Source organism: Paenibacillus sp. NPDC057934, assembly GCF_042887565.1.
Taxonomy (GTDB): domain Bacteria; phylum Bacillota; class Bacilli; order Paenibacillales; family Paenibacillaceae; genus Paenibacillus_AQ.
In genome coordinates this window covers 145,721-169,126 of sequence record NZ_JBHVPB010000004.1, presented here as the reverse complement: position 1 = coordinate 169,126, position 23,406 = coordinate 145,721, and the positions used below count along the sequence as shown (strand labels likewise).

Here is a 23,406-nt window from a genome sequence, read left to right as displayed (position 1 = left end):
TCAAACGCCCGTCCACTTCCCAACAGGGAAATGGACGGGCGTTTCTTTTTCACAACGAAAGATATGGAGGTAGTCACCTGAACACACACCTAAATTTCGCGCCGTCCCCTAAGAAGATGCTTGCTGCAGCCTGTCGTTCAGCATAACGAATAATGATTGCAGCTTGTCTTGGGGAACCTCGCTATAATTGTCTCCAATGCTCACTTCATAGTAGGAAGAAAATTGGCCGATTTCCCTCACATAAGAGGTGAGTCCGATCCCCGTGGCTTGATAAAGATCAATCAGGACATCCTCAACTACTGCTTTGGGCAGGGATACATGTACATGAAACATATTAGACACTGGCTCGATCGGAAGCGTAGTAACCGCATGACATTGATTATATAAAGCAGCCAGCACCTTTGCCTCTTCATAATACTTTTCCATCTTATGAACTCTTTGTTTAAAATAAAAGTCGGCAGGAACGATATAAGGATATAAGCTGATCAAATCCCCGCCATGCCGCCGCTTCCAGACCTTCGATTCTGCTGTAAAATCCGCTGCGCCAGCCAGAACAGCTCCAGCAATCCCACCGATCCCTTTGTAGACAGAGATGTACACACTATCGAACAGCGCACAAACCTCTGCAGCACTCTTCTGGTAATAAGGCAGAACCTCGAACAATCTTGCGCCATCCAGATGAAGATAAATCCCCTTCTCTCGGCAATAGGCAGAAATGGCTTCTAGCTCGCTATAGTCTGGCAACTGTCCGCCAATCTCACGCTGGGGCAATTCCAGCAGCAGACAAGCAACCTCCTCCGGCATCCCCTGGACATCCTCAAGTGTAATTAAGCGGTTCTTATCAGCGAGCAGCACAGATTCAATATGATGCAGTTGCTTCAAACCATCCTCTTCATGAATCTCCAAGTGACAGAGCGGATGGTACGCCACCTGGCTCAAACCCTTGCGATCACTCCATATTCTTAAGGCAATCTGCTGTGCCATAGTCCCACTTGGAAAGAACACTGCCGCTTCCTTCCCAAGCACTTCTGCCATATTCGCTTGGAAATCCTCAATAACCTTTCCCGTTCCATATATGTCGGAATCCAGGTGACCCTCTACCTGCTCGAAAACCTCTTTCAGCACTTGCACATTCCGTTTACCGTGAGCCGGCAATGGATAAGTAGCCTCTTTAAAGGCTTCTGCTAATGACAACTTCTTTTGCATGAACTTCATTACTCCTCTCACAAAAAACTTAATAACTCATATATAAAACGAACAAAAGAAATAACAAAAGCGAGAAGGAACGAAGGAGGAAGTTCAAACATTCCGCCGAAGTGACGACCGAGCCTTACGTTCGCATCTTAAGTTCGTCTTATATAACTCAACGAATCTTGGCTACGAAAAGACCCAAGTATTCTTTCAACGCCAGCCCTGTAGTGCTAACCGCGCCGGCATTCGGGGATAGCTTGGCCGGATAAAAAGCGAACTTGCTATCCGATACATAATCGGTTGGAAAAGGCTGCACCGAGAGCCCGGCCTGACCAAACTCCACCACTGCCCGTGGCATGTGGAATGCAGAGGTCACAAGCACCGGGTGCTGAAACCTGCGTTCCTTCAGAATGAGCTCAGTATTAACCGCATTCTGCTTAGTATTCAGTGAGCGGTTCTCGATAAGGATGTCGCTCTCCGCTACCCCAAGTCCGAGCAGCTGCCGTCTTGCAATATTCGCTTCATTGCCGCTATCGGCAAAGACCTGGCCGCCAGAGAACAGAATTGGCAAGCCGGTGGTTCTATGAAGCCGTACGGCAGTCAGCAGTCGGTTCGCCGCTGAACCCAGCATATTGCCCTTGCCATTCAAGTCAGGTGTTGTAAGCGTGGCCCCACCGCCAAGCACAACGATAACATCTCCCTGCACAGCCTGCGGCTGCTCATATTGCCGCTCCAGTCCGCGTATGAATAGATCGCTGACAAGTGACGTAGAGGATAAATAGAATAACATAGTAACGATGAGCAGGAATACTGACGCCCTTCGCTCACGCTTCCACAGCCAAATAATTGGCACCAGGAGCAGCAGTACGAACAATCCCGGCGGAAGTACGAAACTATAGATAAATTTAATTACATAAATCAGACCGATTGCACCTCCTAACCGGACCAGATCCGGTTTGAACTATGGCCCCTTGTCCACAGGATAATTATAACCGGACCCCCTCTCACTTCACACACCTTTTCATCCCTTGAAAAAGGGTTTTTCAGGTTATTCGAAATTTTTCTCGATTTCCTCACCGCACAAAACCTGCCACACCTTTTTGCAAACGCCATCATTACAGCAGCTAACTTTATTGGTAAAATCAAAATAAGAGTTAATAATGTAATATTACTTTACACAAAATTCAAAAATACTGTCTGTTCTTGCATTGATAATAAAAATAGATCAGATTATATGTCATATAATATAACTGGTAGCGCTTTATTATTGAAAAAAGGTATTGATTATTTCGATTCAATCCTCTATGATAATGACATCAGAGGAATTAAAAGTTAAAGCACTTTAACTTTTGTATGAACAAACCCTCTAAAATTTGATTTTTAAAAACAATTCACGCACTAAAGTTAAAGCGCTTATACTTTTAAATCAGAAAGGTTGGTGTGATCATGATCAATAGCGAGAGCCGGCGGCAGACATTCTTTATGTATTTGTTTATCTCACCTTGGCTAATCGGCTTCTTTGTTTTTGCTCTGTATCCTATCCTGTCATCGTTTTACTACAGCTTTACTGATTATGACATTATTCACCCGCCTGTGTTCGTCGGTCTCGCCAATTACAAGGAAATGTTTCACAATGAACTCTTTTGGAAATCAGTAGTTGTCACGCTTAGATACACTTTCGTTGGCGTACCGATTCAACTGCTGCTCTCCCTCGGTTTCGCACTACTGCTTCATCAAACCATTCCGCTCCGCGGCTTCTTTCGAACAGCCATGTATTTCCCCAGCATGGTATCCGGTGTAGCGATGTCCCTCCTGTGGTACTGGATCTTCAACCCGCAGATCGGATTGTTCAACTACATTCTTTCCTGGTTCGGCATCCAAGGTCCGTCCTGGCTAATGAATCCCGACACCGCACTGTACGCACTGATTATTATGTCCTTCTGGACCGCAGGTTCTGGGATGATCCTCTTCCTTGCAGGACTGCAAGGCGTACCGTCAAGTCTCATCGAAGCCGCAAAGCTGGATGGCGCGGGACGCCTTCGAATTTTCCGACACATCACACTGCCAATGATCTCACCCGTATTGCTCTTCCAATTGATTATGGGCCTGATTGATTCCTTCCAGGTATTCACCCAAGCCTTTGTCATGACTCAGGGCGGGCCGAACTACTCCACCTGGTTCTACGTTTATAACCTCTACACCAGCGCCTTTAAAGAATATCGTGCAGGTTACTCTTCCGCCCTGGCATGGGTGCTGCTGATCGTAGTCATGCTGTGCACAGCCCTAATTATGAAGCTGTCCAACCGTTATGTTCACTATGAAGGAGGCGTACGCAAATGAGTACCATCCCTAGCATTACGCCCCGTTCATCGGGTTCACGTCCACGCCGCAAGGTTGGTCCGGTCAAGATTATCAGCTTCCTTACTTTGGTCATCACAACATTCCTGATGTTGCTTCCGCTGTTCTTCATGGTCTCCACTTCGCTCAAATCCAAGAAGGAGATGCTGAAGTTTCCACCTACCTTCCTGCCAAAGAGCTGGCAATGGAGCAACTATACGGAGATTTTTGATACCCTACAATTCGGAACCCTGTACAAGAACAGTCTCATTATCGGCGTCCTTAGTGTCATCGGCACCCTGATCTCCTCGGCGCTGGTAGCTTACGGATTCGCCAGATTCAGAGGAAAGGGCAATCAGTTCTGGTTCATGATGCTGCTCAGCACGATGATGCTCCCTTATCCGGCAATCATGATCCCGCAGTTTATCCTATTTTCCAAAATGAACTGGATCGACACCTTCCTGCCGCTGATCGTTCCTGCATTCTTCGGCTCGGCATATAACATTTTCCTGCTTCGCCAGTTCTTCACTACGCTCCCGGAGGAAATGTTCGATGCTGGGCGGATTGACGGCTGCGGAGAGCTGCGAATGTGGCGCCAGATTGCCCTTCCACTCTCTGCACCAGCACTGGCAACCGTTGCGATCTTCGCCTTCATTTATAGCTGGAATGATCTGCTCACACCTGTACTTTATTTAAGCTCATCAGAGAAATTCACACTTCCCGTCGGTATGGCCTCCCTGACCTCATCGCGGTTCCGTATTCCGCCTTGGCATCTGTTGATGGTAGCCTCCGTGCTCGCAATGGTCCCAATCGTGACACTGTTTGCAGTAGCACAGAAGCAGTTTGTGGAAGGGATTGTACTTACAGGCATTAAGTAATAAACCGCCTATCCTGGCGGAATCATACACTGAATCCTGGAGGGATTAGCTCATGAAGAAGAACAGGAAAAACGTAGTATCTCTACTCACGGCAAGCTTGCTGCTCCTCACGACATTATCAGGTTGTAGCGGCGGCAAATCGGCAGGAAATGTAGCATCTGGATCAGATAAAGGCTCTGGTGGCAAGAGCGATCCCGTGACGATTACGTACTATACGATTGATTCAGAGGACCGCACCTTTGTTGAGAAATTGATCCCCGACTTCGAGAAAGAGCATCCGAACATTAAGGTGAAAGTGGAAAAAGCGCCTTATGAGCAGTTTGACAGCAAGCTGCAAACGCTGATTGCCGGTGGCAAGTCGCCAGACGTTACAAGCCACTACGGTTACGGCGGGTTTGCTGAATACTACAATAAAGGCATGCTGCTAGATCTGACGGATCTGATTCAAGAAGAAGGCTTCAATGCTGATGATTATCACATCCCTGACAACCTGATGAAGATCTACAAAGTCAAAGACCGGACCTACGGCATTCCGGTGAATATGTATGTAACCCTGATGCTATACAACAAGGACATGTTCGACGCAGCGAAGCTGGAATATCCGCCAAGCGACTACGAGGACAAGAGCTGGACGTTCGACAAAATGGTCGAGGACGCCAAGAAGATGACCGTCGTCTCCAGCGACATTTCCAAAACACAGTACGGCGTAGACTTCACCTGGTCTGAACGCGATATGCGGCCGCTCTACTTTGGAGCAGAGCCTTATTCTGAGGATACCTGGACCAATGGCGGCGTTCCCTCTGAGACTCATTTTGACTCGCTGAAAGTCATTGCAGCCTATCAAAAGCTGTTCGATCTCGTGTTCAAGGATAAGGTCTCCCCGACCTCTGAATGGAGCAAAAGTGTGGCCGGACAGAATGGCGATCCGTTCGTAGCAGGCAAAATCGGCATGTCTGTCGGCGGTTCGTGGAACCTTGCTGGCGCCAACGACTTTCCGTTCAAAGTCGGCGTATCCGCTGTGCCATGGGGCGGCAATGACAAGGTACGCAGTACCCTGTTTGTTGACCCGCTGCTGATTCTGAAGGATTCCAAGCATCCGAAGGAAGCTTTCGAATGGATCAAGTTCTTAGTGAGCACCGAAATTCAGGAGAAATCCATCGACCTGAGCGGCGGCAACCCGCCGGTCAACACGGAAGCGGCGGAAGCCTACTACAAGCATTTTGACGGCATTGATCCTGAAGATGTGAAGAAGGTGTACGAAGGGGCCGTGAAATACGGTTATGAATCCTACAACCATCTGGTCACCCACTACTCGCAAATCAATGACATGTTCATCAATGAAATGCAGCCCGTAGAGACCGGACATAAGACGCTTGAAGAAGTCATGAGCACTATTCAGAAAAAAGTGACCGAGATCATCAAACGATAATAATAGTCGGTATACCGTCCCGGAGGGGACGATATCCTTGCTTGGAATCTTATTGTTTAGCGGACCGACTCTCCAGCCTGTATACTAATGGTAGACAATACATTCGGAAAATCTGCTGCAAGGAGCACAAGACATGAAAGTGAGCATATTTGATGTAGCCAAAAAATCCGGTCTGTCTGTCGTGACGGTATCACGGGTGTTGAACGGTGCTGAATCGGTACGCGAGAAGAATCGGCAGAAAGTGCTGGATGCGATTAAGGAACTGGATTATCGGCCCAATGCGGCCGCACGCAGCCTGGCTAGCGGAAAAACGGGGATTATAGGCCTCGTAGTAACCACCCTGGACGACTCATTCTTTGACGCCATTGTCAAAGAACTGAATGAAGTGCTCGCACTACATGGTTATTTCCTGGCAATCGCGATCTCCAGAGGCATTGAATCGGATGAAGACCACTATCTCATTCAGGAAGACCGGGTAGACGGTATGATCCTGCTCTCGCCGATCGGGGAAGAGAACTATATCATGCAACTGAAGCGGCGCGGCATACCTTATGTACTGATTGATAACCAAGAGCCGGAGAACGACACCTATTCGATCACGATCGACAATTTCAAAGGTGGCTACACGGCAGCAAGTCATCTGTTGGAGCTCGGGCATTCCTCTATCGCGCACTTATGCGGACATGAGATGTTCCGCAGTACGCGTGAGCGGCGCAACGGGTTCGTACTGGCGCTGCAGGAAAAGGGGATCACCCCATTCGAAATCGTACAGGGTGATTTCGAAATAGAATTCGGCTATGACACCTGTAAACGCTGGTTAAGCGAAGGACAACTCCCCACCGCCGTATTCACCGGCGATGATAATATCGCCCTCGGGGTGATCAACGCCCTTATGGAGGCGGGGATATCCGTACCGGAGCAGGTCTCCGTTGTCGGCTATGATGACCATTACATTGCCTCACAGCTTCGTCCGCATCTGTCGACCCTCCGGCAGCCTGCGGACAGAATCGCGCAGGCGGCAGCGGATATGCTGCTGCGGCGCATCTCTGGCAAGATGAAGCGCGGGTCCGGCATACGGATTGATCCGGAGTTGATCATCCGTGAATCTACAGTTTCCATCTAGACGGGTATCCATTTGCAGGCCGGCTGCAATCTTTTGTTTTCTATAATATATATTCACTTAGGAGTGAAGGCCATTGACTTACTACTTGGGACTCGATGGGGGAGGAACCAAAACCTACGCCCTGCTCAGTGATGAACAGGGCAATGTGCTGGGGAAAGGCAAGAGTGGCAACGGCAATCATCAGGTAGATGCGGCCCGCGCAGCTAGCAGTATTCGTGAAGCCACGTTCGGCGCTTTGGAGGATGCCGGACTCAGCTTGGACGACATTCAACACACCTATCTGGGATTGGCAGGTGCTGACCGTGATGCCGATTATGAGATTTTGCACCCAATCATCCGCGATATCGGTTTTACTAGATACACCATCAACTGTGACACCATGATCGGGCTACGGGCAGGCACTAACCGTCCATATGGCGTCTCTCTAATCTGTGGCACAGGCACCAATTCGGCTGGCCGAAATCTACAAGGACAGCATTATCAATGCGGTGGCTTCGACTATATGTATGGTGATTTTGGCGGAGGCGGCTCGCTCAACATTGAAGTTTTTCGTTCGGTCATCCGGGCTTGGGACGGGCGGGAACAACCCACTCTCCTAACTGCCCCGCTGCTAAAATTGCTGGGGTATAAGACTGTGGAGCACATGTTCAATGATTTTCTGGACCATGGGAAATACGTGCCCACAGATGCTGCCCGCCTACTGTTCGCGGCTGCAGCTGAGGGCGATGCTGTTGCTCTGGAGATTCTGCACCGGCAAGGTGTGGAGCTGGGCAAGTCTGCTGCCGCTGTCATCCATAGGCTAGGCATGGAGAAGGACGTCTTCGATGTCGTGCTGGCCGGAAGCCTGCTGACGCGGGGAGACCGGGGCTGGATTCGTAGCCCCATCGAACAGGCCGTAGCCATTGCCGCTCCACAAGCAACCGTGGTTACCCTAACCACCGAACCCGTGGTTGGTGCGGTATGGTCAGCCATGGAAAGTGATGGGATGACAATCCGTAGTGAAGTCTATGACAAGATGAAGGGTTTTCAGGAATTCGAATCCATTAAACAAACTACCCGACAGGAGTGATTATTGTGACAGCTAATCAAGGACTGAAAATCGCCGTCATCGGCGGAGGCTCTTCGTACACACCGGAACTCGTAGAAGGATTCATTCTTCATCATAAGGAACTGCCTATTCGTGAGCTATGGCTGGTGGATATTGAGCCCGGACTGCGCAAACTGAACATTGTCGGCAATTTAGCGAAGCGGATGGTTGCAGAATCCGGACTCCCAATCGAAGTCCATTTGACGACAGATCGCCGTGAGGCCATCGCAGGCGCTGACTTTGTCAGCACGCAGATGCGTGTCGGCATGCTGGATGCCCGTGCCCGCGATGAATCCATCCCGCTCAAATATGGTGTTATTGGCCAGGAGACTACCGGTCCCGGAGGCATGATGAAAGCCCTGCGCACGATTCCTGTGATTCTTGACGTCTGCCGCGATATTGAAGAATTGGCTCCGAACGCATGGCTGCTCAACTTCACCAATCCTGCAGGAATGGTCACGGAAGCTGTCCTGAAATACTCCAACGTCAAAAGCATCGGCCTATGCAACGCTCCTATCGGCCTGATCAAGCAAGTCTCCTCCAAATACAGCGTAGCCCCTGATCGGGTATACGCCGAATTTGTGGGTCTCAACCACCTACACTGGATCACCCGTATTGATGTTGAGGGCGAGAGCAAACTTGATGAAATGCTGGCCGATACAACTGCCTATGGCGCCAAGAACGTACCTGCCCGGGAATGGAATCCGGAATTCCTGCACTCCCTTCACGCTTTGCCTTCCTACTACCTAAAGTACTTCTATATGACCGATGCTATGCTGGAAGAACAGCTGGAATCTTTCAAGAAAGGCGGCAACCGCGCTGAGGTGGTTAAGCGTGTGGAAGAAGAGCTGTTCGAAATCTATAGCAACGTGGAGCTAAAAGAAAAACCGAAGCAGTTGGAACAACGCGGCGGTGCTTTTTATTCCGAGGCTGCTGTCAACCTGATGCGCTCGTTATATAACGGTGCGAATGATATCCAGACGCTGAATGTTGCCAACAACGGTATTTTGGATTTCCTACCGGATGATGCCAGCATTGAAGTGAACTGTGTCGTTACGAAGAATGGCCCATTGCCACTCCCACTGACTACTGTTCCACCTATGGCCAAAGGACTCATTCATGCAGTCAAAACCTACGAACAGCTGGCGATTGAAGCCGCTGTAACCGGCAGCCGCGAGCTAGCGATTCAGGCACTGGCCCATCATCCACTGGTTCCGTCCGTGGAAGTCGCGATCCAGATGCTAGACGAGATGCTGGAAGCGAACAAAGAGTACCTGCCAAACTTTTTCACCAAAGAAACTGCACCTGCTGCACAATAATCTATAAATAATGATTACGGTTTAAAGTCGGGGCTTCTTTGCACTATAGAGGAGGGCTAGATCCCCTTATTCAAACCACTGTCCCGTACGCAGAATGTTCTGTCGTTACGGGCAGTGGTTTTTTCATGCGAAAAATAGGGTTAAAAAAAAGACCGCACCCCCTTATTAGGGAGCCGGTCTTCCGGGATGAATCTTTGCTATTTCTAAGCTAATATCCACCGTTCTTCGTTACCCAGCTACTCTCCTACCCGGCAAGCTCTTGGTTAATCGACGGCTGATGATGCCTGTTCACGATGAACAACACTGAGGCTGCTACGCACAGGCAGAAGAGGATCAGATATAGGAACTTCGCGCCCAGGTGATCCGTGACGACTCCCCCGACAGCATTTCCGACAATGCCACCGAGACCCCAGGTCACCGCTGCATAAACCGTCTGCAATGTCGCTTTGGTCCCTTCTGTAGCATAGCTCTGAACCACTTCCACAGCTGTCCCTGCGGCAAAAGCAAAGGCAACACCGTTCAACAGTTGAACCGCAAGCGTAAGCGATACATTAGAGAATAGGAACATGGCCAGGTATTGGCTGCCATAGATCGCAGCGGCCAGACACAGTAGCGGGTATCTTCCGATAGCCTTGCTGAGCCGGGTGGCTACCCAGAACATCGGCACCTCAATAATAGCGGCGATGGCAAAGGCGCTGCCGATCCAGCTTTTATTGAAGCCCATTTCCTTGAAGTACAGTGGTAGAAAGTTCAAATTAATAGAAGCGGACATCATCATTAACGTACTGGTGACTACAAATATCATAAACGGTTTATTGCGGACAACCTCACCCATTTGCCCGAAGAGCGTCATCTTTCTGCTGCGGGTCACTTTCGTTGTGGGGAGAAACAGAATCGTCACGCAAACGAACATGCTGATAACTAGATAATAGACAAAAATATGACTGTAACCAAATCGCTCATACAGAATCCCTGTAGTGAATGTACCAATTGCATAGCTCAATGCCCCGAACAACCGCACATTCCCGAAGGAAAAACCATCACGACTGGCAATTTCCACAGAGAGCGCATCGCCTACTGGTCCAACAGAGGATTGAAACCAAGCAAAGAACAAAGATAGGATAATGATCCCAGCCAATCCTTCCATCAAGTTAAAGCCAAAGCCCAGCACCGCAGCCAAGATCGAAGAGATCAGCATGATTTGTTTGGGATTGCCCAAACGGTCGTTAATGAGCCCCATGACCGGCTGAGCAACCACACTGACCAGTGCCCATAAGGACAGAATCAAACCTACGGCAGTGAAGCTGAAGCCTCTCTCACTGAAATACAGACTTGTATATGGCATCAGAACAGACATAGCTAGGTAATATAAAAAATAATAGCTTGATAATGTCCTCACGAATGACACTGCTCCTCTTTCTTAACGATCCTCTTCGATTTCTGCTGCCCAGCCGAGCTGTCTGCACATCTCGTGTATCTTGCGAAGATCCTGTCTGGCTTCAATATGGGTTAATCCGAGGGACATCGCCTTTTCCGCTGCCCAGCGAAGCACATACACCAGTGTATCAGCCTGAGCCTCCTTAGCCGCGAAGTCTAGTAACACCAACGTACTACCACGGGCTCCAGCACGCAGATATCCCCAATAGCTGCCATCGAACTCTCTGAGAGTGAACATCTCTCTGTCCTCTGTCACACCAAACTCCTGTAGCTGCGTCTTCAGGTGTTCCAGCCACTCACTCTCCGAGGAGAATTGAAGGGTGTACTGCGGAGCATTCCACTGGATCGTTTGGGTAGCCAGATCAGCAAGCTGCTTATCGTTCTGAAGCGATATCCACTTTTCCACCGGATGATCCAGCTCAGCCGGAACCTGCACAGTGATTTTCCAAGGTCTATACTCAGTCTGGGCACCAATGGAGTCCAGAATTTCAGGAATACCTACGGCCTGTAGCCCCTTTTGCTTGGCAATGCGGATAAGCTGTCTCAGCCCCTCTGGTGAGCCTATCGCGATATCATTGCTATGCATGACTACAATTGTGCCATTCTTCAGCTCCGGCTCGACCCGCGCCACGATCTCCTCTGCAGAAATCCCTGCCCAATCCCCTGAATCCACGCCTTCAATATCCAGATACCCGCCCCATTCGGCTAACCAATCCAGATTCTCTTCGCGGAACGAACAATACGGAAAACGCATGAAGCTGGGACACGCCAGACCGGTTGCATCCTGATATGCCAGCTCAGTCAGTTTTAACTGCTCCAGAAACACTGGTTTCGGAACTTGAACCATCCGCCGGTGATGGTAGGTATGGGGAGCGAGCACATGTCCTCTGGATAGAATCTCCCTCGCCTTGTCCGGGTGGCGATCCATCCATTCTCCTGTGAAGAAAAAGGTGCCTACAACGCCCTCTTCCTCCAGAACACCCAGCCACAATTCAAGTGGAAGCCGGGAAGGTCCATCGTCGAACGTAAATGCACAAATCGCCTGATTGGCATCTCCACTCCAAACCGCCTTAGCTGACATATTGCCGCCTCATTTCTATGATTATATACATTTATTATAGTGGAGGATGGGGGTCTTTTCCATGTATTAGTGGGCCCTTTTCACGACAAAAAGATGCCGGGAACATTAAGTTTTCCCAGGCATCTTGATATTGTCTTCTATGGACTTTTGAGTGCATGCATCAGTTCACTTTTGCTCGGTACAACTGATTAGCGTATTGTGTATCTGTATGACTGACCTTCAATATTAATGTCGGCATAGAGTGGTTTATCACTAGTCTGCACTTCCGTAGGCACTGTGGCGAAGAACACCAGCGTTCCATATTTTAACGGCTCGACACTCGTAATGTTAGTGTAGGTAAAATCTTCCCCTCCCTTATTTTCAATCGTCGAGGAGGTTCTGTACTCATACTGGTTATCGTATTTGACAGTGATATCGGCGAACGTATCCGCACCTTTGCCTGAACCACCCAGATTCTTCACTTTCAGCGTAATAGCCAGATAAGTCGTATCAGGCTCTTTGGCCTCGTAGTATGTATAGAACGTACCCGGTTTGGAAGGAACGATTTTCTTTGTAAATGAAGTCTTCGTGACCGTGTATTCCGCCATTCCGTCCAGCACTAACGGTTGTCCTTTTACAATGACCTTCGCTTCTTCCTCCGCAGGAGTTGCGTTATCCGGCTGGGCTTTCACAGTCTCTTCTTCTGAAGTGGTGGCCACTGCAGTCGCGGTCTCCTTTAATTTGTTGTTCTCTTCTGTTAATTGCTTGTTCTTCTCTTGGAGCTTCGCAATCTGGGTTTTCAACTGCTCCGCCTCTTCTCCTGCAGCGTTAGTATTGTTGCTAGAACATCCGGTGAGCGACACAGCAAGGACAATCGCACTCATTAACATACTCATCTTTTTCACTTTCATGATGCACCCCATTTTTGGTTGATTAACCCATCTATTATAAACCGCAGGGACTGGTCAAAGATAGAGTTAATGCAACCGCCTGGAAAGATAGTGACTTCGCACAAGCAGTGGCTCAAAACCTGAGTAATATATAGTAAAAAGAATAATGAGGTGATGACGAATGGGTAGTTCGGTAAAGATGCGCAAGCGGGCTACACAACTGAAGGGCAAGCCGGTCTGTATAACGCTGCACGATGGTCGGTCTTATGTGGGGTGGATCACAGGACTTGAAAAGGAAGCCTTAATCCTCTCCAGACCAAACCGAAGCAAAAAATCCAAAAAGAAGGCTCACTCTCGTTCGCGTAAAGCTAATGTTTCCGGGTTCATGCCTTTATTAGGCTCACTATTTGGCTTCGGAGGAACTGGCGGCGGTGGGACCGGTGGTGGTGGATTCGGCGGATTTGGCGGATTAGGCAGTCTCATGGGTATGATGCAAAAAACGATGCCGGTGATGAAGATGGGCTACAATATGATCAAAACGATCCGGCCTTTCATTGGTGAACTGAAGGGGTTAATGGGTTAACTACAAAATCACTCTAGAAAGCATCGGATTAACCTAAGAAGGGTTATTACGATGCTTTTTTAATGCACTTAAAAAGTGTACGTTGAATTGATTTTGATATATATCAAACCAACCAAACTAGACTATTTCAAAAAAATGCCCCCGTCCCCGCTGTGCCTGCGGTCCCGAGGGCATTTCTGTTCAACTGAGTTATACGGCCAAAACTAGTCGTTTAGATGATTATTGATGAGGCACAAGAATAGAAACCGCGCTTTTGCCTGCCAAATTGCAAGTCAGAATTTCTTGTCCCTGCAGCTTTACAATAACATTCTCCGCTTCGTCACTATCATTAAACAGCACGATGGCAACAGAGTTGTCCGTATTGGTAAACGCTACGGAACGAATATGCTCGCTACTTGCGCTTGAGCCGATTCGCAGCGCCCCTGGTCGGATGACTTTACTGAAATGTGCCAGCGCATAGTAGTCCAAAGTGTATTCCAGTTCCCCGGTCTGCTGGTTAATCAGCAGGATGCCGCGGCAGGTGCTGTTGCCAAAGCCCGGTACCGTCGGACCGTTCTTCTCATCGAGCGCCATGTTCCACAGGATGAAGGACTTACTGTGATTGCGGAGAATTTCAATTCCCGTCCGCATCACGTTGGAGAACGCCTCTTCAAATGGAGGAATCCACTCTCCACCGGAGCCTTCGCTGAAATGTACTTCTTTACCCGCAAAAGCCTCGAAAACGTCACTCTGCGCCGCTGGCTTACCACCATACCAGTGCCAGGCCACACCGTCCACACTATCCTTAGCTTGCTCCATTACAGTCAGCGGGTAATCCGGACGGTCCCAGTTATGATCGTAACAAAGAATTTTAGTGTCCAAACCACCCTTGATAAAGCTCGGCTTCAGGTGATTCTTAACGAAATCAGCCTGTGCCTCCGGCAGCATCAGCATGCTCGGATAGTGAGCCGGCTCATATAAAGGTTCGTTCTGCGGGGTTACCGCGTAAATATGAAGACCTTTATTCTTATACGCTTGAATAAAACGCACAAAATAATCCGCATATGAAGAGTAGAACTCTTGCTTCAGTTCACCGGTCTTCATAGAGCCACTGGTCTTCATCCATGCAGGCGCACTCCATGGCGAGGCGAACAGCTTGATGGCTGGATTCAGCTTCAAGGCCTCCTTCACCAGCGGAATGACATCCTCTTCATCATGAGCAATGGTGAAATGCTCCAGTGATGGGTCGGTCTCACCTTCTGGCCTGTCGTCATAGCTATAGAACATTCTGGCATAATCTGATGCACCCATCGGGTTTCTCAGAACGGAGAGGCCGATCCCTTTCTGGGCATCGAACAAACGAGTCATCGCTTCTGACCGCTGCTCCGCACTCAGCACTTGGTGAATCAGATAGGCGGATGAATCGGTGAAGGAGGCACCAAAGCCGTCCATCTCCTGATAGGTTTGGTTCACATCCAGGTTAATCTCCGTCTGACCCGCTCCCGCTGTAACCGGAGTCAAGGCCTCCACGGTCCGTTCAACGAACAGATTGCCTTCTCCTTTGGACTCATAAATGATAAGTTCAGTCATTTTCCGTATCCCTCCAACCCTTCAAGTTATGAAAAGGGCCCCTTAAGAGGGGCACCTTTTGTTATATCCTGATTATTTCATGCCAAGCTTTTCTTTGTTCTTCTGCATTTTCTCGCTGCGAATCTCTACAATTTTAGACCAATTGTTATCGTCAAGGACTTTCTTGTAAGCGTCCAGCGTTTTGTTGAAATCATCATCGCTCTTCGAGCGGATCAGGCTGACCATTGTGGAATACCAAGTCGTGTCGATCGCTGTCAAAGAACGTGCTTCTGGTGTACCTGGATCTGGATTGATATTTTCCAGAATGAAGTGTGGTGTCAGCTTGCCTTTACCCCACTCTTGCATCTGACGGATGGATTCAGGGAAGGAATCATCGCTAAGAGCTTTGTAACGGTCATGTCCAAAGAAGATGAACTCGCCGATCCGGTACTCTTTTTTATACTTATCTGCGTTGTTTTCCTGAAGATCTTTGATTGCTGGCAGGAATTCTACCTTACCTTCAGCATTCTTCTTGTAAGTTTCGCCTTCGATCCCGAAGTTCATCAGCATTTGGCCTTCATCACTAAGCAGGTAGGTGAAGATTTGCATTGCTTTCGCTGGATCTTTAGCCTTTTTGGTGATGTAGCTGATCATCCAGCCGGTAATACCGGTCTGATTAAGGATCGGCTTGTTGCCAAAGGTGCTCTCCGGTCCATCAATAGCGATGTACTCTTTACCCGGGTTCGCACTCATGAAGACTTGCAGGTTACCACCTTGTTGTGGTGTACCATCTACGTATATAGCTGCGTATTTACCGGATTTCACTTTCTCATCAAAAGCAGTACCGTCGTCTGCGAAGCTGTCGTCACTAATATCACCATCACGATAGATAGCATTAAGCGTTTTCAGCCAAGCCAAATAACTTTCATCCAGATTACGGTTGTAGAACTTGCCATCCTTGTCTTCGAGCGGTACGCCCAGGTAATCCTGGAATCCATCGCCCAAGGAGCCGGAACCAGTACCGATAGCGTTGAAGCCAAACGGAGTCAAGGAAGGGAACTGGACTTTGATTTTATTCATAGCTGTGATAAATTCTTCCGGTGTCTTCATGCTAGGTTTGCCGATGGCCTCATACACATCCTTGCGGATAATGAAGGCTTGTTTGGCAGGAATCTGGCCGCTGTCATAATCAGCCTGTGTGTTGGAATAGTCTGGATATCCGTAAGTTTTTCCGTCTTTTTGCTGGAACCAATTGATCGTATCTTGAGCAGCTACTTTATTGAAGTAAGGATCATATTGCTCAGCCAGATCGTTCAAAGGCCAAGCCCAAGTAGATGCCTTCTGCGCTATCGCTGAGTTAGAATCGAATACGGTAATCACGTCCGGCATATCTCCTCCGGCAAAGAAGGTATTCAGCTTCGTATCGTCACCCGTAATGAATTTAATGTTGATGTTCAAGTCTTCTTTAATCTTCTTCGTCACCAAATCCTTGCCAAAATCGGTATTCCACCAATCTGCATTCACATACCAGGTCAGGTCAGTTGTCTCTTTTTTTGTATCCAACTGCCATGCAGGGGTATCCGCATTTGGCGTATAGCGATCACCAAGTGCTGGCAATTCGCTGCTCGCCGTGTTTGATCCACCTGAACCACCACACGCGCTAACGGTCAGTGCAACGGCAAGGAGAGCCGAACTGAGTTTGATTCCTTTTGCAAATCTCTTCATGTTAGTAACCTCCATTTTGGTAAATACACATGTCTTGCTAGCTAGAAAGCTTACTCTTTAACAGCGCCGAGCATCATACCGGAGATAAAGTATCTCTGCAGCAATGGATACATAAGCACAATCGGCAGGGTGGTGATGACAATGGTCGCGAGTTGAACCCCTTTGGTGGTGGTTTCAATCATGACTGAGCCAATATTCTGCATGGACTGTGTCTGAGACTGCACGATAACCTCATACAGCTTCATCTGTAGCGGATACAAGGCTTGGTCAGTGATATATAACTTTGTTGTCATGAAGTCGTTCCATTGCCCCACTCCGTTAAACAAGGCGATGGTCGCCATAGCCGGCATGGACAGTGGAATAAAGATCTTCAGGAACACCCGCCATTCACCCGCACCGTCAATTTTGGCGGATTCTTCAAGAGCGTCCGGTACATTCCGGAAGAAGTTCATGAGAATGACAACATCGTAGTAACTGAAGAGCGCCGGGATAATGTACACCCAGAAGCTGTTCAATAGACCCAAAGATTTGATCAGCAAGTACGTAGGAATCATACCGCCAGAGAAGAACATCGTAATAACACCCATAACGACATACAACTTACGGCCACGAAGATGCTTCTTGCTAAGAGCGTAACCGACCATTGCGCAAAAGAAGACGTGGGTGATTACACCGAGCGTTGTTTTGGATACAGAGATAAAGAACGCCTGCCAAATGCTGCTGTCCCGAAACACAGCACGATAATTCTCAAGCGAGAACTCTTTACTCCAGAAAATAAAACCGCCCTCTGCCAGCGCTCTGCCAGAGCTGAGCGAGGAGATAATAACATTCCATAACGGGATCATAATGACCAGTGAAACAATTACAAGCACTGCAATATTGAAGGCATTAAAGATCCGACTGTCCAGATCTCCCTTTATCGCCTTTCGATTCATGGAAAATGCCTCCTCTTATAAAACGGATTGGTTATCATTCAGCTTGGTGGTTACTTTATTGGCAATCACCAGCAAGATGACAGAAACGATGGATACGCCGAGACCTACAGCCGTTGCATAGGAGAAGTCTCCCTGTGTCATCCCCATACGATACACGTAAGAGTTAATGACTTCGGCCTTTTCACGGTTCTGCGTGTTCATCAGCACCAGCGTCTGGTCCAGATTGGAGCCAAACAAACCGCTTACAGTAAGGATCAGATTCAAGCTGATGATAGGCTTCATGTTGGGAAGGGTAATGTTCCAAATTTGACGAAGACGACCTGCCCCGTCAATCTTGGCTGCTTCATAGAACGTTGGGTCAATTTTAGACATAATAGCCAGATACAGGATCGTTCCCCAGCCCGCCTCTTTCCAAATATCAGAGAGGGTGGCGATCCACCAATATTTACTTGGGTCCAGCAAAATGTTAGATGGTTTCGAAATCAGACCCAAATCCAGTAGAATCTGATTAAAGAGCCCTGTAGTAGAGAACCAGTTAATCAACATCCCGCCCAGCACGATCCATGACAGAAAGTGTGGCATATACGAGATCGTTTGTACGAATTTCTTGAATCGGGTCAAGCTGACTTCATAGATCATGATTGCCAGTATAATTGGAATCACAAATCCGATCCCCAGCTTCAGGAAGCTGATGCCCAGTGTATTCACGACCGCGTCCCAGAAATATTTGTCAGACCAAATGATTTTGAAGTTATCAAATCCCACCCAAGGCGCTGAACTCAATGTATCGATGACCGTGTAGTTCTTAAAGGCAATGGTCAGTCCGTAAATGGGAATATAACAAAAGATAATCATGAAAATAATACCCGGCAGGACCATGGTTTGCAGTTCCCGTTGTCTCCAGAAACCTGCAAAAAATTCTTGTATTCTCTCTCCCATAGGTCTCTTTCCGGATGATGGCATTACTATTGGTTTAGCCATGGTTCCTTCTCTCTCCTCTGACCTTAATCTCTTTATAAAAACGTTTTTATTATTGAGAGCACAATCCCCCTTGTTCTATACATTTTTAAAAAACGAAGAAAACATTCAAGCTATCTTGCTTTTATTCTCTTCGATTGAGCTTTACCTGGCTCGAACCTCTTACTACCAGTTCTCCATGAAGCTTCTGAATACTGCCCTGCTCCTTCTTCTTAATCATCCGAACCAAATGGTCAATGGCGAGAATGCCTTGCCTAGCAATCTGGTTACGAACGGTCGTGAGCGGCGGCGAGAAATATTGCGCAATGTCGATATCATCAAATCCTACGACACTAATATCATTAGGGACATCATAACCGTGTGCTTTCAAAGCTTGCATACAACCGATGGCGCTTACATCATTACCAGCAAGGAACGCATCTGGCAAGATATCTGAGCTCGAACGTATGAACGATTTCACAACGTTATATGTACCTTCTTCTTCGAAAAACCCTTGCAAAATATATTCTTCTTTTACCGGAAGCTGATACTCACGAAGTGCAGCTAGGTAGCCTTCCTTCCGCTGTACACTGTCAAACATCGTGTCGACACCGGAGATATAAGCAATTTTCTTATGGCCCAGGCTGATCAAATATTTGGTTGTTTCGTATCCAGCCACAAAAGAGTCGAAGATCACGCTGCCCATGTTTTCCCTCTGAATCTCCCGATCCAGAAACACGGCCTTGATCCGATCCTTCTCCATAATAGCGATATCATTATCATCAATCTTAAACTCTTCATAGATAATGACACCGTCTACACGACGACCCATGATATTGTTCATGATGACCTGCTTGTCTTTGGTAACAAAGACATTTAACCCGTACCCCATATGGTCGCACTCCCTGGCCATGGACTCCACCAGTTTGTAGAAATAGGGACCTGATACACTTGTGGTGAAAAAGCCCAGCATTTGCGTCTTTCCAGACTTCAATAGCTTGCCGTTCAGATTCGGGACATAATTCAACCGCTGAGCGACCTGCAACACATGTAATTTGGTTTCAGGATTGAGAACATCCACATCATTAAGCGCGTTAGACACTGTTGATATAGAGACGCCTGCTTCTCGTGCTACGTCTTTAATGGTTATCTTGCCCATAAGGCATCCCTCGCTAAAAACGTTTTTATAATATAAATATAAATTAACATAAAACCGTTTTCATTACAATCCTCTTTTCTAAAAAATTTGTCGATTCCGAGGATATAGACTGAACTTAGGATTTTTACATGGGTTAAAGTTGTCATTGCGGAGAATGTTTGGACTTCCGGCCGCTGTTGTCTCCGGATTTCTTGGGATTATGCCGCTATTAGCGGATAAAATCCGGAGAGCTTATGCTTCCGTTGCGAGCTTTCCTTCGGAAAGCTTTTAGGCGGTCGCTACCGCTCCTACAGTTCCAAAATTCCCCTCCATTCCGCTCCCCATATGTTAAATTCCCCAGTTCAATCTATATCCTTTCAAAATCGCTTGGACGGACATAAAGAGAAACCCAAGATACATCACCTGGGTTTCTCAACAATCGGAGAGTGCCTTGCCAGACACTCTCTACTATTCCACATACAGCCAAAGGCTGGCTTTCTTTTATCTACGACGGTTCTTCATCATTCGGTTGTACATCGTGAGCGCCACAATCAACATGACAATGACAGCGACGCTACTTGCAGAATTTTGCGACATCCCAAACATGACGCCCAGATTAGTGACCAGACTTCTCGTAACCAGTGCGACCAAGATCAGCATGATCGGACGCCAGATGTTATATCCTCTCATCCCTGCAACACTCCCGACCTATTTTTGACAAACCAATACTTCCACTGCTTCTGTACTTTGTAACTATACTTGCTTGAATTCGATCCAGTCGATCTGCAGACCTGGCTTCACGAAGTCCAATTGCAATTCATACAGACCGGCTTCCAGTTCAATCTTCACAAGCTTCTGCTTGATCCATTTGCCTTCTGTACCATTTGTTTGAATAGTCGTCATAGGCTGGTCGTTCAAGGTCACATTACAAGCGCTTTGTGCCAACTCGGATTCTGGTGACATAATGTGAACAATAATCCGATATTGCGCCGCCGTATCCACTTGGATAAAGGTCGGGCCGGATACAGCAGGTTTAACCTCTGCATTGCTCGACAGAACGTGTACCTGTTCCAGAGAAAGCGCTGGATTAGCCTTAAAGGCTTCCACGGTTTCGTTAATCTCATGTTTTCTGGAGAAGACCGGTGCATGCATGATGAACTCACAAATGTTCATGGCAGAGCGCTGAAGCTCTCCCCGGGTAACCGAACCATTTTCCAGAGACTCCATGGTATTATCATCCCAGCCGTTGATCTCGGCACCATAGTTAGGAACTACCTTGTACAGATCGTTTTGAGCGCGAACCATCCAGTTCGTGTTCTTCCGATCCGCAGGTCCACCATGGACAACATCGTTCATAATCGCCCACCAGTCTGTCATCACGATGCCTTTAAAGCCCCATTCACCGCGAAGAATCGTTGTGTTCAGATCATAGTTGGATGCTGCCCAATGCCCGTTAACCGGATTGTAGGAAGTCATAATGGAATTGGCTCCGGCTTGCTTCACCGCGATTTCGAAGCCTTTCAGATAAATCTCACGCAGGGCGCGCTCAGACACGATCGCATCTACCTTACTGCGGTGCTTCTCCTGGTTGTTGCAGGCAAAGTGCTTCAGGGTAGCATTAGAGCCGCCTTTCATAATCCCGCTAGTGCATGCCGCAGCAAACACACCGGAGATCAGCGGATCTTCAGAGAAATATTCGAAGTTGCGTCCATTCAGCGGGCTACGGCGGATATTCAGACCAGGTCCGAGCAAAGCATCTACATTATTTCTCAACAATTCCTGACCTTCCATGACATAAAGCTCTTCTACCAGTTCAGCATTCCAAGTAGCTGCAAGCAAGGTACCAATGGCAACCTGAGTCGCCTTTTGGCCGCTGTCCATCCGAATACCAGAAGGGCCATCAGCTGTACAAGCAACCGGAATTCCGTAATTAAACAACTGATCACTAACTCCACCGAACGCCGAAGCTGTACCCGGAGTAACCAGTGGGCTGCTCATGCCTTCGCCTCTAACGATGGTAGCCAAATCCTCGTCACTGAGCTGGGCAATGAAGGTCTCCATGCTGACTTTCTTGTCGAGCACGTCTCTTAGCTTGTAGCCTTGATTCCCCGTTTGCACCAAGGTTTCCGGAAGATTCTTCTCGATACGTTCCGCCATGGAAATGTTGCGTGTAGGCACCTCTACATAGAGTATATCATACGAGCCGTCTTCCTTACGTGCACCCGGTTGCATTCTGGTGAAGCTTTCAGTAGGAGCCATCGCCTCTTGCAGCTGTTCCACAACTTGTAGCTCTTCCACTACGTAGCCATCTTGTCCTTGCACGCTTACTTTCGCCAGCTTCTTAACACTGGTTCCCACATAAATGTGGTACGTTCCGGCTTCCAGTACATAAGCAGAAGCGTGTCCGGTCACTCCAGCATCATCGTAGGAGGCCATGGTATGAACAGGGACGCTAATGGATAGAGTCTCAGACTCTCCCGGTTGAAGAACTTTAGTCTTTCCGAATGCAGACAGTACTCTAACCGGTTGGCCCAGCTTTCCTTGTGGTGCTTCGTAATAGACCTGTACGACTTCTTTTCCGGCAAAAGTGTCTCCTGTATTCGTTACATCTACGCTAATCTCAATATGCTCTTGACCGTTTTTGCTGGTCAGCGTAGCTGCCGCCGGCTCAACTTTAAAGCTGGTATAAGAGATCCCGTATCCAAATTCATATTGAACTTTATCCGGACAAAATGTCTCGAAATAACGATAGCCCACATAGATGTCTTCTTGATAAAAGTTCTTGAACTCATTGCCATAGTTGCTAGTTGACGGGTAGTCATTAATCGAATAAGCGATGGTGTCGGTTAATTTACCGCTCGGTGTTACCTCTCCGCTCAGTACGTCGGCAATAGCGTTACCGCCTTCCATCCCGCCCTGCCAAGAGTAGATTGCACCTGCAATCGGATGGACATAGCTTTCATCGTTCATCCAGCTCATATCAATGATATTCGATACATTCAGTACAACCACGGTCTTCTCAAAATGAGCAGTGACCTGCTTCAGCATTTCTTTTTCGTCAGCTGTTAGTTGGTAACTACCTGGAGCATCAGCGTTATCCTGGTCTTCACCCGCCGTACGTCCAATAACCACGATGGCTTTGTTCGATTGACTTCTGATCGAAGATACAAGCTCAGCCGTCAAAGGCATTTCCTTCTGGTGCCAAGGCTCAGCTGCCCAGCCCCCGCCGCCGTTATCGAATGGATTCTGTTCAATCCACCGCTCATAGACTCCGGCTAGCTCTTCGTTGACAATAAAATCGTTTTTACTGCGTAAGCCTGCCAGTAAATTGGTCGTATAAGCAACATGGACACTTCCGCCCGAACCCGTACCACTGCGATAGTAATTTACTTGGGTTCTGCCAAAAACAGCAACATTGTCGCCGCTGCGAAGCGGAAGCACCTGATGATCATTTTTCAATAGAACAGCGCCTTCTGCAGCTACTGTCCGGCTAAATTCAGCAAAACCTTCCAATGGAATTCCCACGTTTTGTGTACTCAATTTCTTTCCTCCTGAATGTCATTTCCTATTCTCTATATCTCTAATATGAAGCTCTTTCAAGAATAGAGGCTATGATACTAATATACAAGTCCCGCTGGCAAAAAACAAAATCAATATTCAATTATAATCTGCTGTTTGTGAACTATAAATGAAACTCCACGTTTCTAACGAACCACAAATTGTAAATAATACGGCTTCATCACAAAGAAACTCCGTTCTTCGGGCTCCA

The 23,406-nt window shown here is 47.9% G+C and carries 19 protein-coding genes; 7 read left to right on the top strand and 12 right to left on the bottom strand.

What is annotated here, in order from left to right; translation table 11 throughout:
- Positions 1-108: 108 nt before the first annotated feature.
- Together ACFVRY_RS10695 and ACFVRY_RS10690 are read right to left on the bottom strand one after the other, a co-directional pair.
- A complete protein-coding gene (locus ACFVRY_RS10695) occupies positions 109-1,206 on the bottom strand; it encodes a threonine aldolase family protein (RefSeq protein ID WP_387499987.1) in 1,098 nt (365 codons plus the stop codon).
- Positions 1,207-1,363: 157 nt separating this feature from the next.
- Positions 1,364-2,113: a YdcF family protein gene (locus ACFVRY_RS10690; RefSeq protein WP_387500478.1), complete on the bottom strand. Its 750-nt coding sequence runs from the start codon at positions 2,111-2,113 to the stop codon at positions 1,364-1,366.
- Between the two features lie 524 nt (positions 2,114-2,637).
- On the opposite strand from ACFVRY_RS10690, the gene ACFVRY_RS10685 reads away from it, so the two are divergent.
- The 6 genes from ACFVRY_RS10685 (at position 2,638) to ACFVRY_RS10660 (ending at position 9,364) form a co-directional block, all read left to right on the top strand.
- Entirely contained in the window at positions 2,638-3,531 is an 894-nt protein-coding gene (locus ACFVRY_RS10685; protein ID WP_387499985.1) for a carbohydrate ABC transporter permease, read from the top strand.
- Entirely contained in the window at positions 3,528-4,406 is an 879-nt protein-coding gene (locus tag ACFVRY_RS10680; protein ID WP_387499983.1) for a carbohydrate ABC transporter permease, read from the top strand. The genes ACFVRY_RS10685 and ACFVRY_RS10680 overlap by 4 nt, the downstream gene beginning before the upstream one ends.
- 52 nt (positions 4,407-4,458) lie before the next feature.
- Positions 4,459-5,835, top strand: coding sequence for an ABC transporter substrate-binding protein (locus tag ACFVRY_RS10675; RefSeq protein WP_387499981.1), 1,377 nt, complete (start codon positions 4,459-4,461; stop codon positions 5,833-5,835).
- A 133-nt stretch (positions 5,836-5,968) separates the two neighbouring features.
- Positions 5,969-6,958: a LacI family DNA-binding transcriptional regulator gene (locus tag ACFVRY_RS10670; protein WP_387499979.1), complete on the top strand. Its 990-nt coding sequence runs from the start codon at positions 5,969-5,971 to the stop codon at positions 6,956-6,958.
- A gap of 73 nt (positions 6,959-7,031) precedes the next feature.
- Positions 7,032-8,027, top strand: coding sequence for an N-acetylglucosamine kinase (locus ACFVRY_RS10665; protein WP_387499977.1), 996 nt, complete (start codon positions 7,032-7,034; stop codon positions 8,025-8,027).
- A gap of 5 nt (positions 8,028-8,032) precedes the next feature.
- Complete coding sequence (locus tag ACFVRY_RS10660) at positions 8,033-9,364, top strand: 6-phospho-beta-glucosidase (protein WP_387499975.1); 1,332 nt, start codon at positions 8,033-8,035, stop codon at positions 9,362-9,364.
- 244 nt (positions 9,365-9,608) lie between these two features.
- Here the strand turns inward: ACFVRY_RS10660 and ACFVRY_RS10655 are convergent, their stop codons facing one another.
- The 3 genes from ACFVRY_RS10655 to ACFVRY_RS10645 all read right to left on the bottom strand — a co-directional run bounded on the left by ACFVRY_RS10655 (position 9,609) and on the right by ACFVRY_RS10645 (position 12,772).
- Positions 9,609-10,763 carry an MFS transporter gene (locus ACFVRY_RS10655; RefSeq protein WP_387499973.1) on the bottom strand — a complete coding sequence of 385 codons (1,155 nt, stop codon included), beginning with the start codon at positions 10,761-10,763 and terminating at the stop codon, positions 9,609-9,611.
- A gap of 21 nt (positions 10,764-10,784) precedes the next feature.
- Positions 10,785-11,882: a polysaccharide deacetylase family protein gene (locus tag ACFVRY_RS10650; protein WP_387499971.1), complete on the bottom strand. Its 1,098-nt coding sequence runs from the start codon at positions 11,880-11,882 to the stop codon at positions 10,785-10,787.
- Between the two features lie 188 nt (positions 11,883-12,070).
- Positions 12,071-12,772: a coiled-coil domain-containing protein gene (locus tag ACFVRY_RS10645; RefSeq protein ID WP_387499969.1), complete on the bottom strand. Its 702-nt coding sequence runs from the start codon at positions 12,770-12,772 to the stop codon at positions 12,071-12,073.
- Between the two features lie 160 nt (positions 12,773-12,932).
- On the opposite strand from ACFVRY_RS10645, the gene ACFVRY_RS10640 reads away from it, so the two are divergent.
- Positions 12,933-13,334, top strand: coding sequence for a hypothetical protein (locus tag ACFVRY_RS10640; protein WP_387499967.1), 402 nt, complete (start codon positions 12,933-12,935; stop codon positions 13,332-13,334).
- 219 nt (positions 13,335-13,553) lie between these two features.
- On the opposite strand, the gene ACFVRY_RS10635 is transcribed toward ACFVRY_RS10640, so the two are convergent.
- The 7 genes from ACFVRY_RS10635 to ACFVRY_RS10605 form a co-directional block, all read right to left on the bottom strand.
- Positions 13,554-14,903, bottom strand: coding sequence for a glycoside hydrolase family 30 protein (locus ACFVRY_RS10635; protein WP_387499965.1), 1,350 nt, complete (start codon positions 14,901-14,903; stop codon positions 13,554-13,556).
- Between the two features lie 72 nt (positions 14,904-14,975).
- Entirely contained in the window at positions 14,976-16,607 is a 1,632-nt protein-coding gene (locus ACFVRY_RS10630; protein WP_387499963.1) for a type 2 periplasmic-binding domain-containing protein, read from the bottom strand.
- 50 nt (positions 16,608-16,657) lie between these two features.
- On the bottom strand, positions 16,658-17,542 hold the full coding sequence (locus tag ACFVRY_RS10625; RefSeq protein WP_066375416.1) for a carbohydrate ABC transporter permease: 885 nt from the start codon (positions 17,540-17,542) through the stop codon (positions 16,658-16,660).
- A gap of 15 nt (positions 17,543-17,557) precedes the next feature.
- Entirely contained in the window at positions 17,558-18,481 is a 924-nt protein-coding gene (locus ACFVRY_RS10620; protein WP_387499961.1) for an ABC transporter permease, read from the bottom strand.
- A gap of 163 nt (positions 18,482-18,644) precedes the next feature.
- Positions 18,645-19,658: a LacI family DNA-binding transcriptional regulator gene (locus ACFVRY_RS10615; RefSeq protein ID WP_387499959.1), complete on the bottom strand. Its 1,014-nt coding sequence runs from the start codon at positions 19,656-19,658 to the stop codon at positions 18,645-18,647.
- 480 nt (positions 19,659-20,138) lie between these two features.
- On the bottom strand, positions 20,139-20,327 hold the full coding sequence (locus ACFVRY_RS10610; protein ID WP_066375425.1) for a hypothetical protein: 189 nt from the start codon (positions 20,325-20,327) through the stop codon (positions 20,139-20,141).
- 63 nt (positions 20,328-20,390) lie between these two features.
- A complete protein-coding gene (locus ACFVRY_RS10605) occupies positions 20,391-23,177 on the bottom strand; it encodes a glycoside hydrolase family 3 C-terminal domain-containing protein (protein ID WP_387499957.1) in 2,787 nt (928 codons plus the stop codon).
- Positions 23,178-23,406: the final 229 nt, after the last annotated feature.

What these genes read in the sequence shown, in the direction of transcription:
- ACFVRY_RS10695 (WP_387499987.1), bottom strand. Translation starts at nt 1,206, where the DNA reads ATGCAAAAGAAGTTGTCATTAGCAGAAGCCTTTAAAGAGGCTACTTAT.
- ACFVRY_RS10685 (WP_387499985.1), top strand. Translation starts at nt 2,638, where the DNA reads ATGATCAATAGCGAGAGCCGGCGGCAGACATTCTTTATGTATTTGTTT.
- ACFVRY_RS10680 (WP_387499983.1), top strand. Translation starts at nt 3,528, where the DNA reads ATGAGTACCATCCCTAGCATTACGCCCCGTTCATCGGGTTCACGTCCA.
- ACFVRY_RS10675 (WP_387499981.1), top strand. Translation starts at nt 4,459, where the DNA reads ATGAAGAAGAACAGGAAAAACGTAGTATCTCTACTCACGGCAAGCTTG.
- ACFVRY_RS10670 (WP_387499979.1), top strand. Translation starts at nt 5,969, where the DNA reads ATGAAAGTGAGCATATTTGATGTAGCCAAAAAATCCGGTCTGTCTGTC.
- ACFVRY_RS10650 (WP_387499971.1), bottom strand. Translation starts at nt 11,882, where the DNA reads ATGTCAGCTAAGGCGGTTTGGAGTGGAGATGCCAATCAGGCGATTTGT.
- ACFVRY_RS10645 (WP_387499969.1), bottom strand. Translation starts at nt 12,772, where the DNA reads ATGAAAGTGAAAAAGATGAGTATGTTAATGAGTGCGATTGTCCTTGCT.
- ACFVRY_RS10640 (WP_387499967.1), top strand. Translation starts at nt 12,933, where the DNA reads ATGGGTAGTTCGGTAAAGATGCGCAAGCGGGCTACACAACTGAAGGGC.
- ACFVRY_RS10635 (WP_387499965.1), bottom strand. Translation starts at nt 14,903, where the DNA reads ATGACTGAACTTATCATTTATGAGTCCAAAGGAGAAGGCAATCTGTTC.
- ACFVRY_RS10630 (WP_387499963.1), bottom strand. Translation starts at nt 16,607, where the DNA reads ATGAAGAGATTTGCAAAAGGAATCAAACTCAGTTCGGCTCTCCTTGCC.
- ACFVRY_RS10625 (WP_066375416.1), bottom strand. Translation starts at nt 17,542, where the DNA reads ATGAATCGAAAGGCGATAAAGGGAGATCTGGACAGTCGGATCTTTAAT.
- ACFVRY_RS10620 (WP_387499961.1), bottom strand. Translation starts at nt 18,481, where the DNA reads ATGGGAGAGAGAATACAAGAATTTTTTGCAGGTTTCTGGAGACAACGG.
- ACFVRY_RS10615 (WP_387499959.1), bottom strand. Translation starts at nt 19,658, where the DNA reads ATGGGCAAGATAACCATTAAAGACGTAGCACGAGAAGCAGGCGTCTCT.
- ACFVRY_RS10610 (WP_066375425.1), bottom strand. Translation starts at nt 20,327, where the DNA reads ATGAGAGGATATAACATCTGGCGTCCGATCATGCTGATCTTGGTCGCA.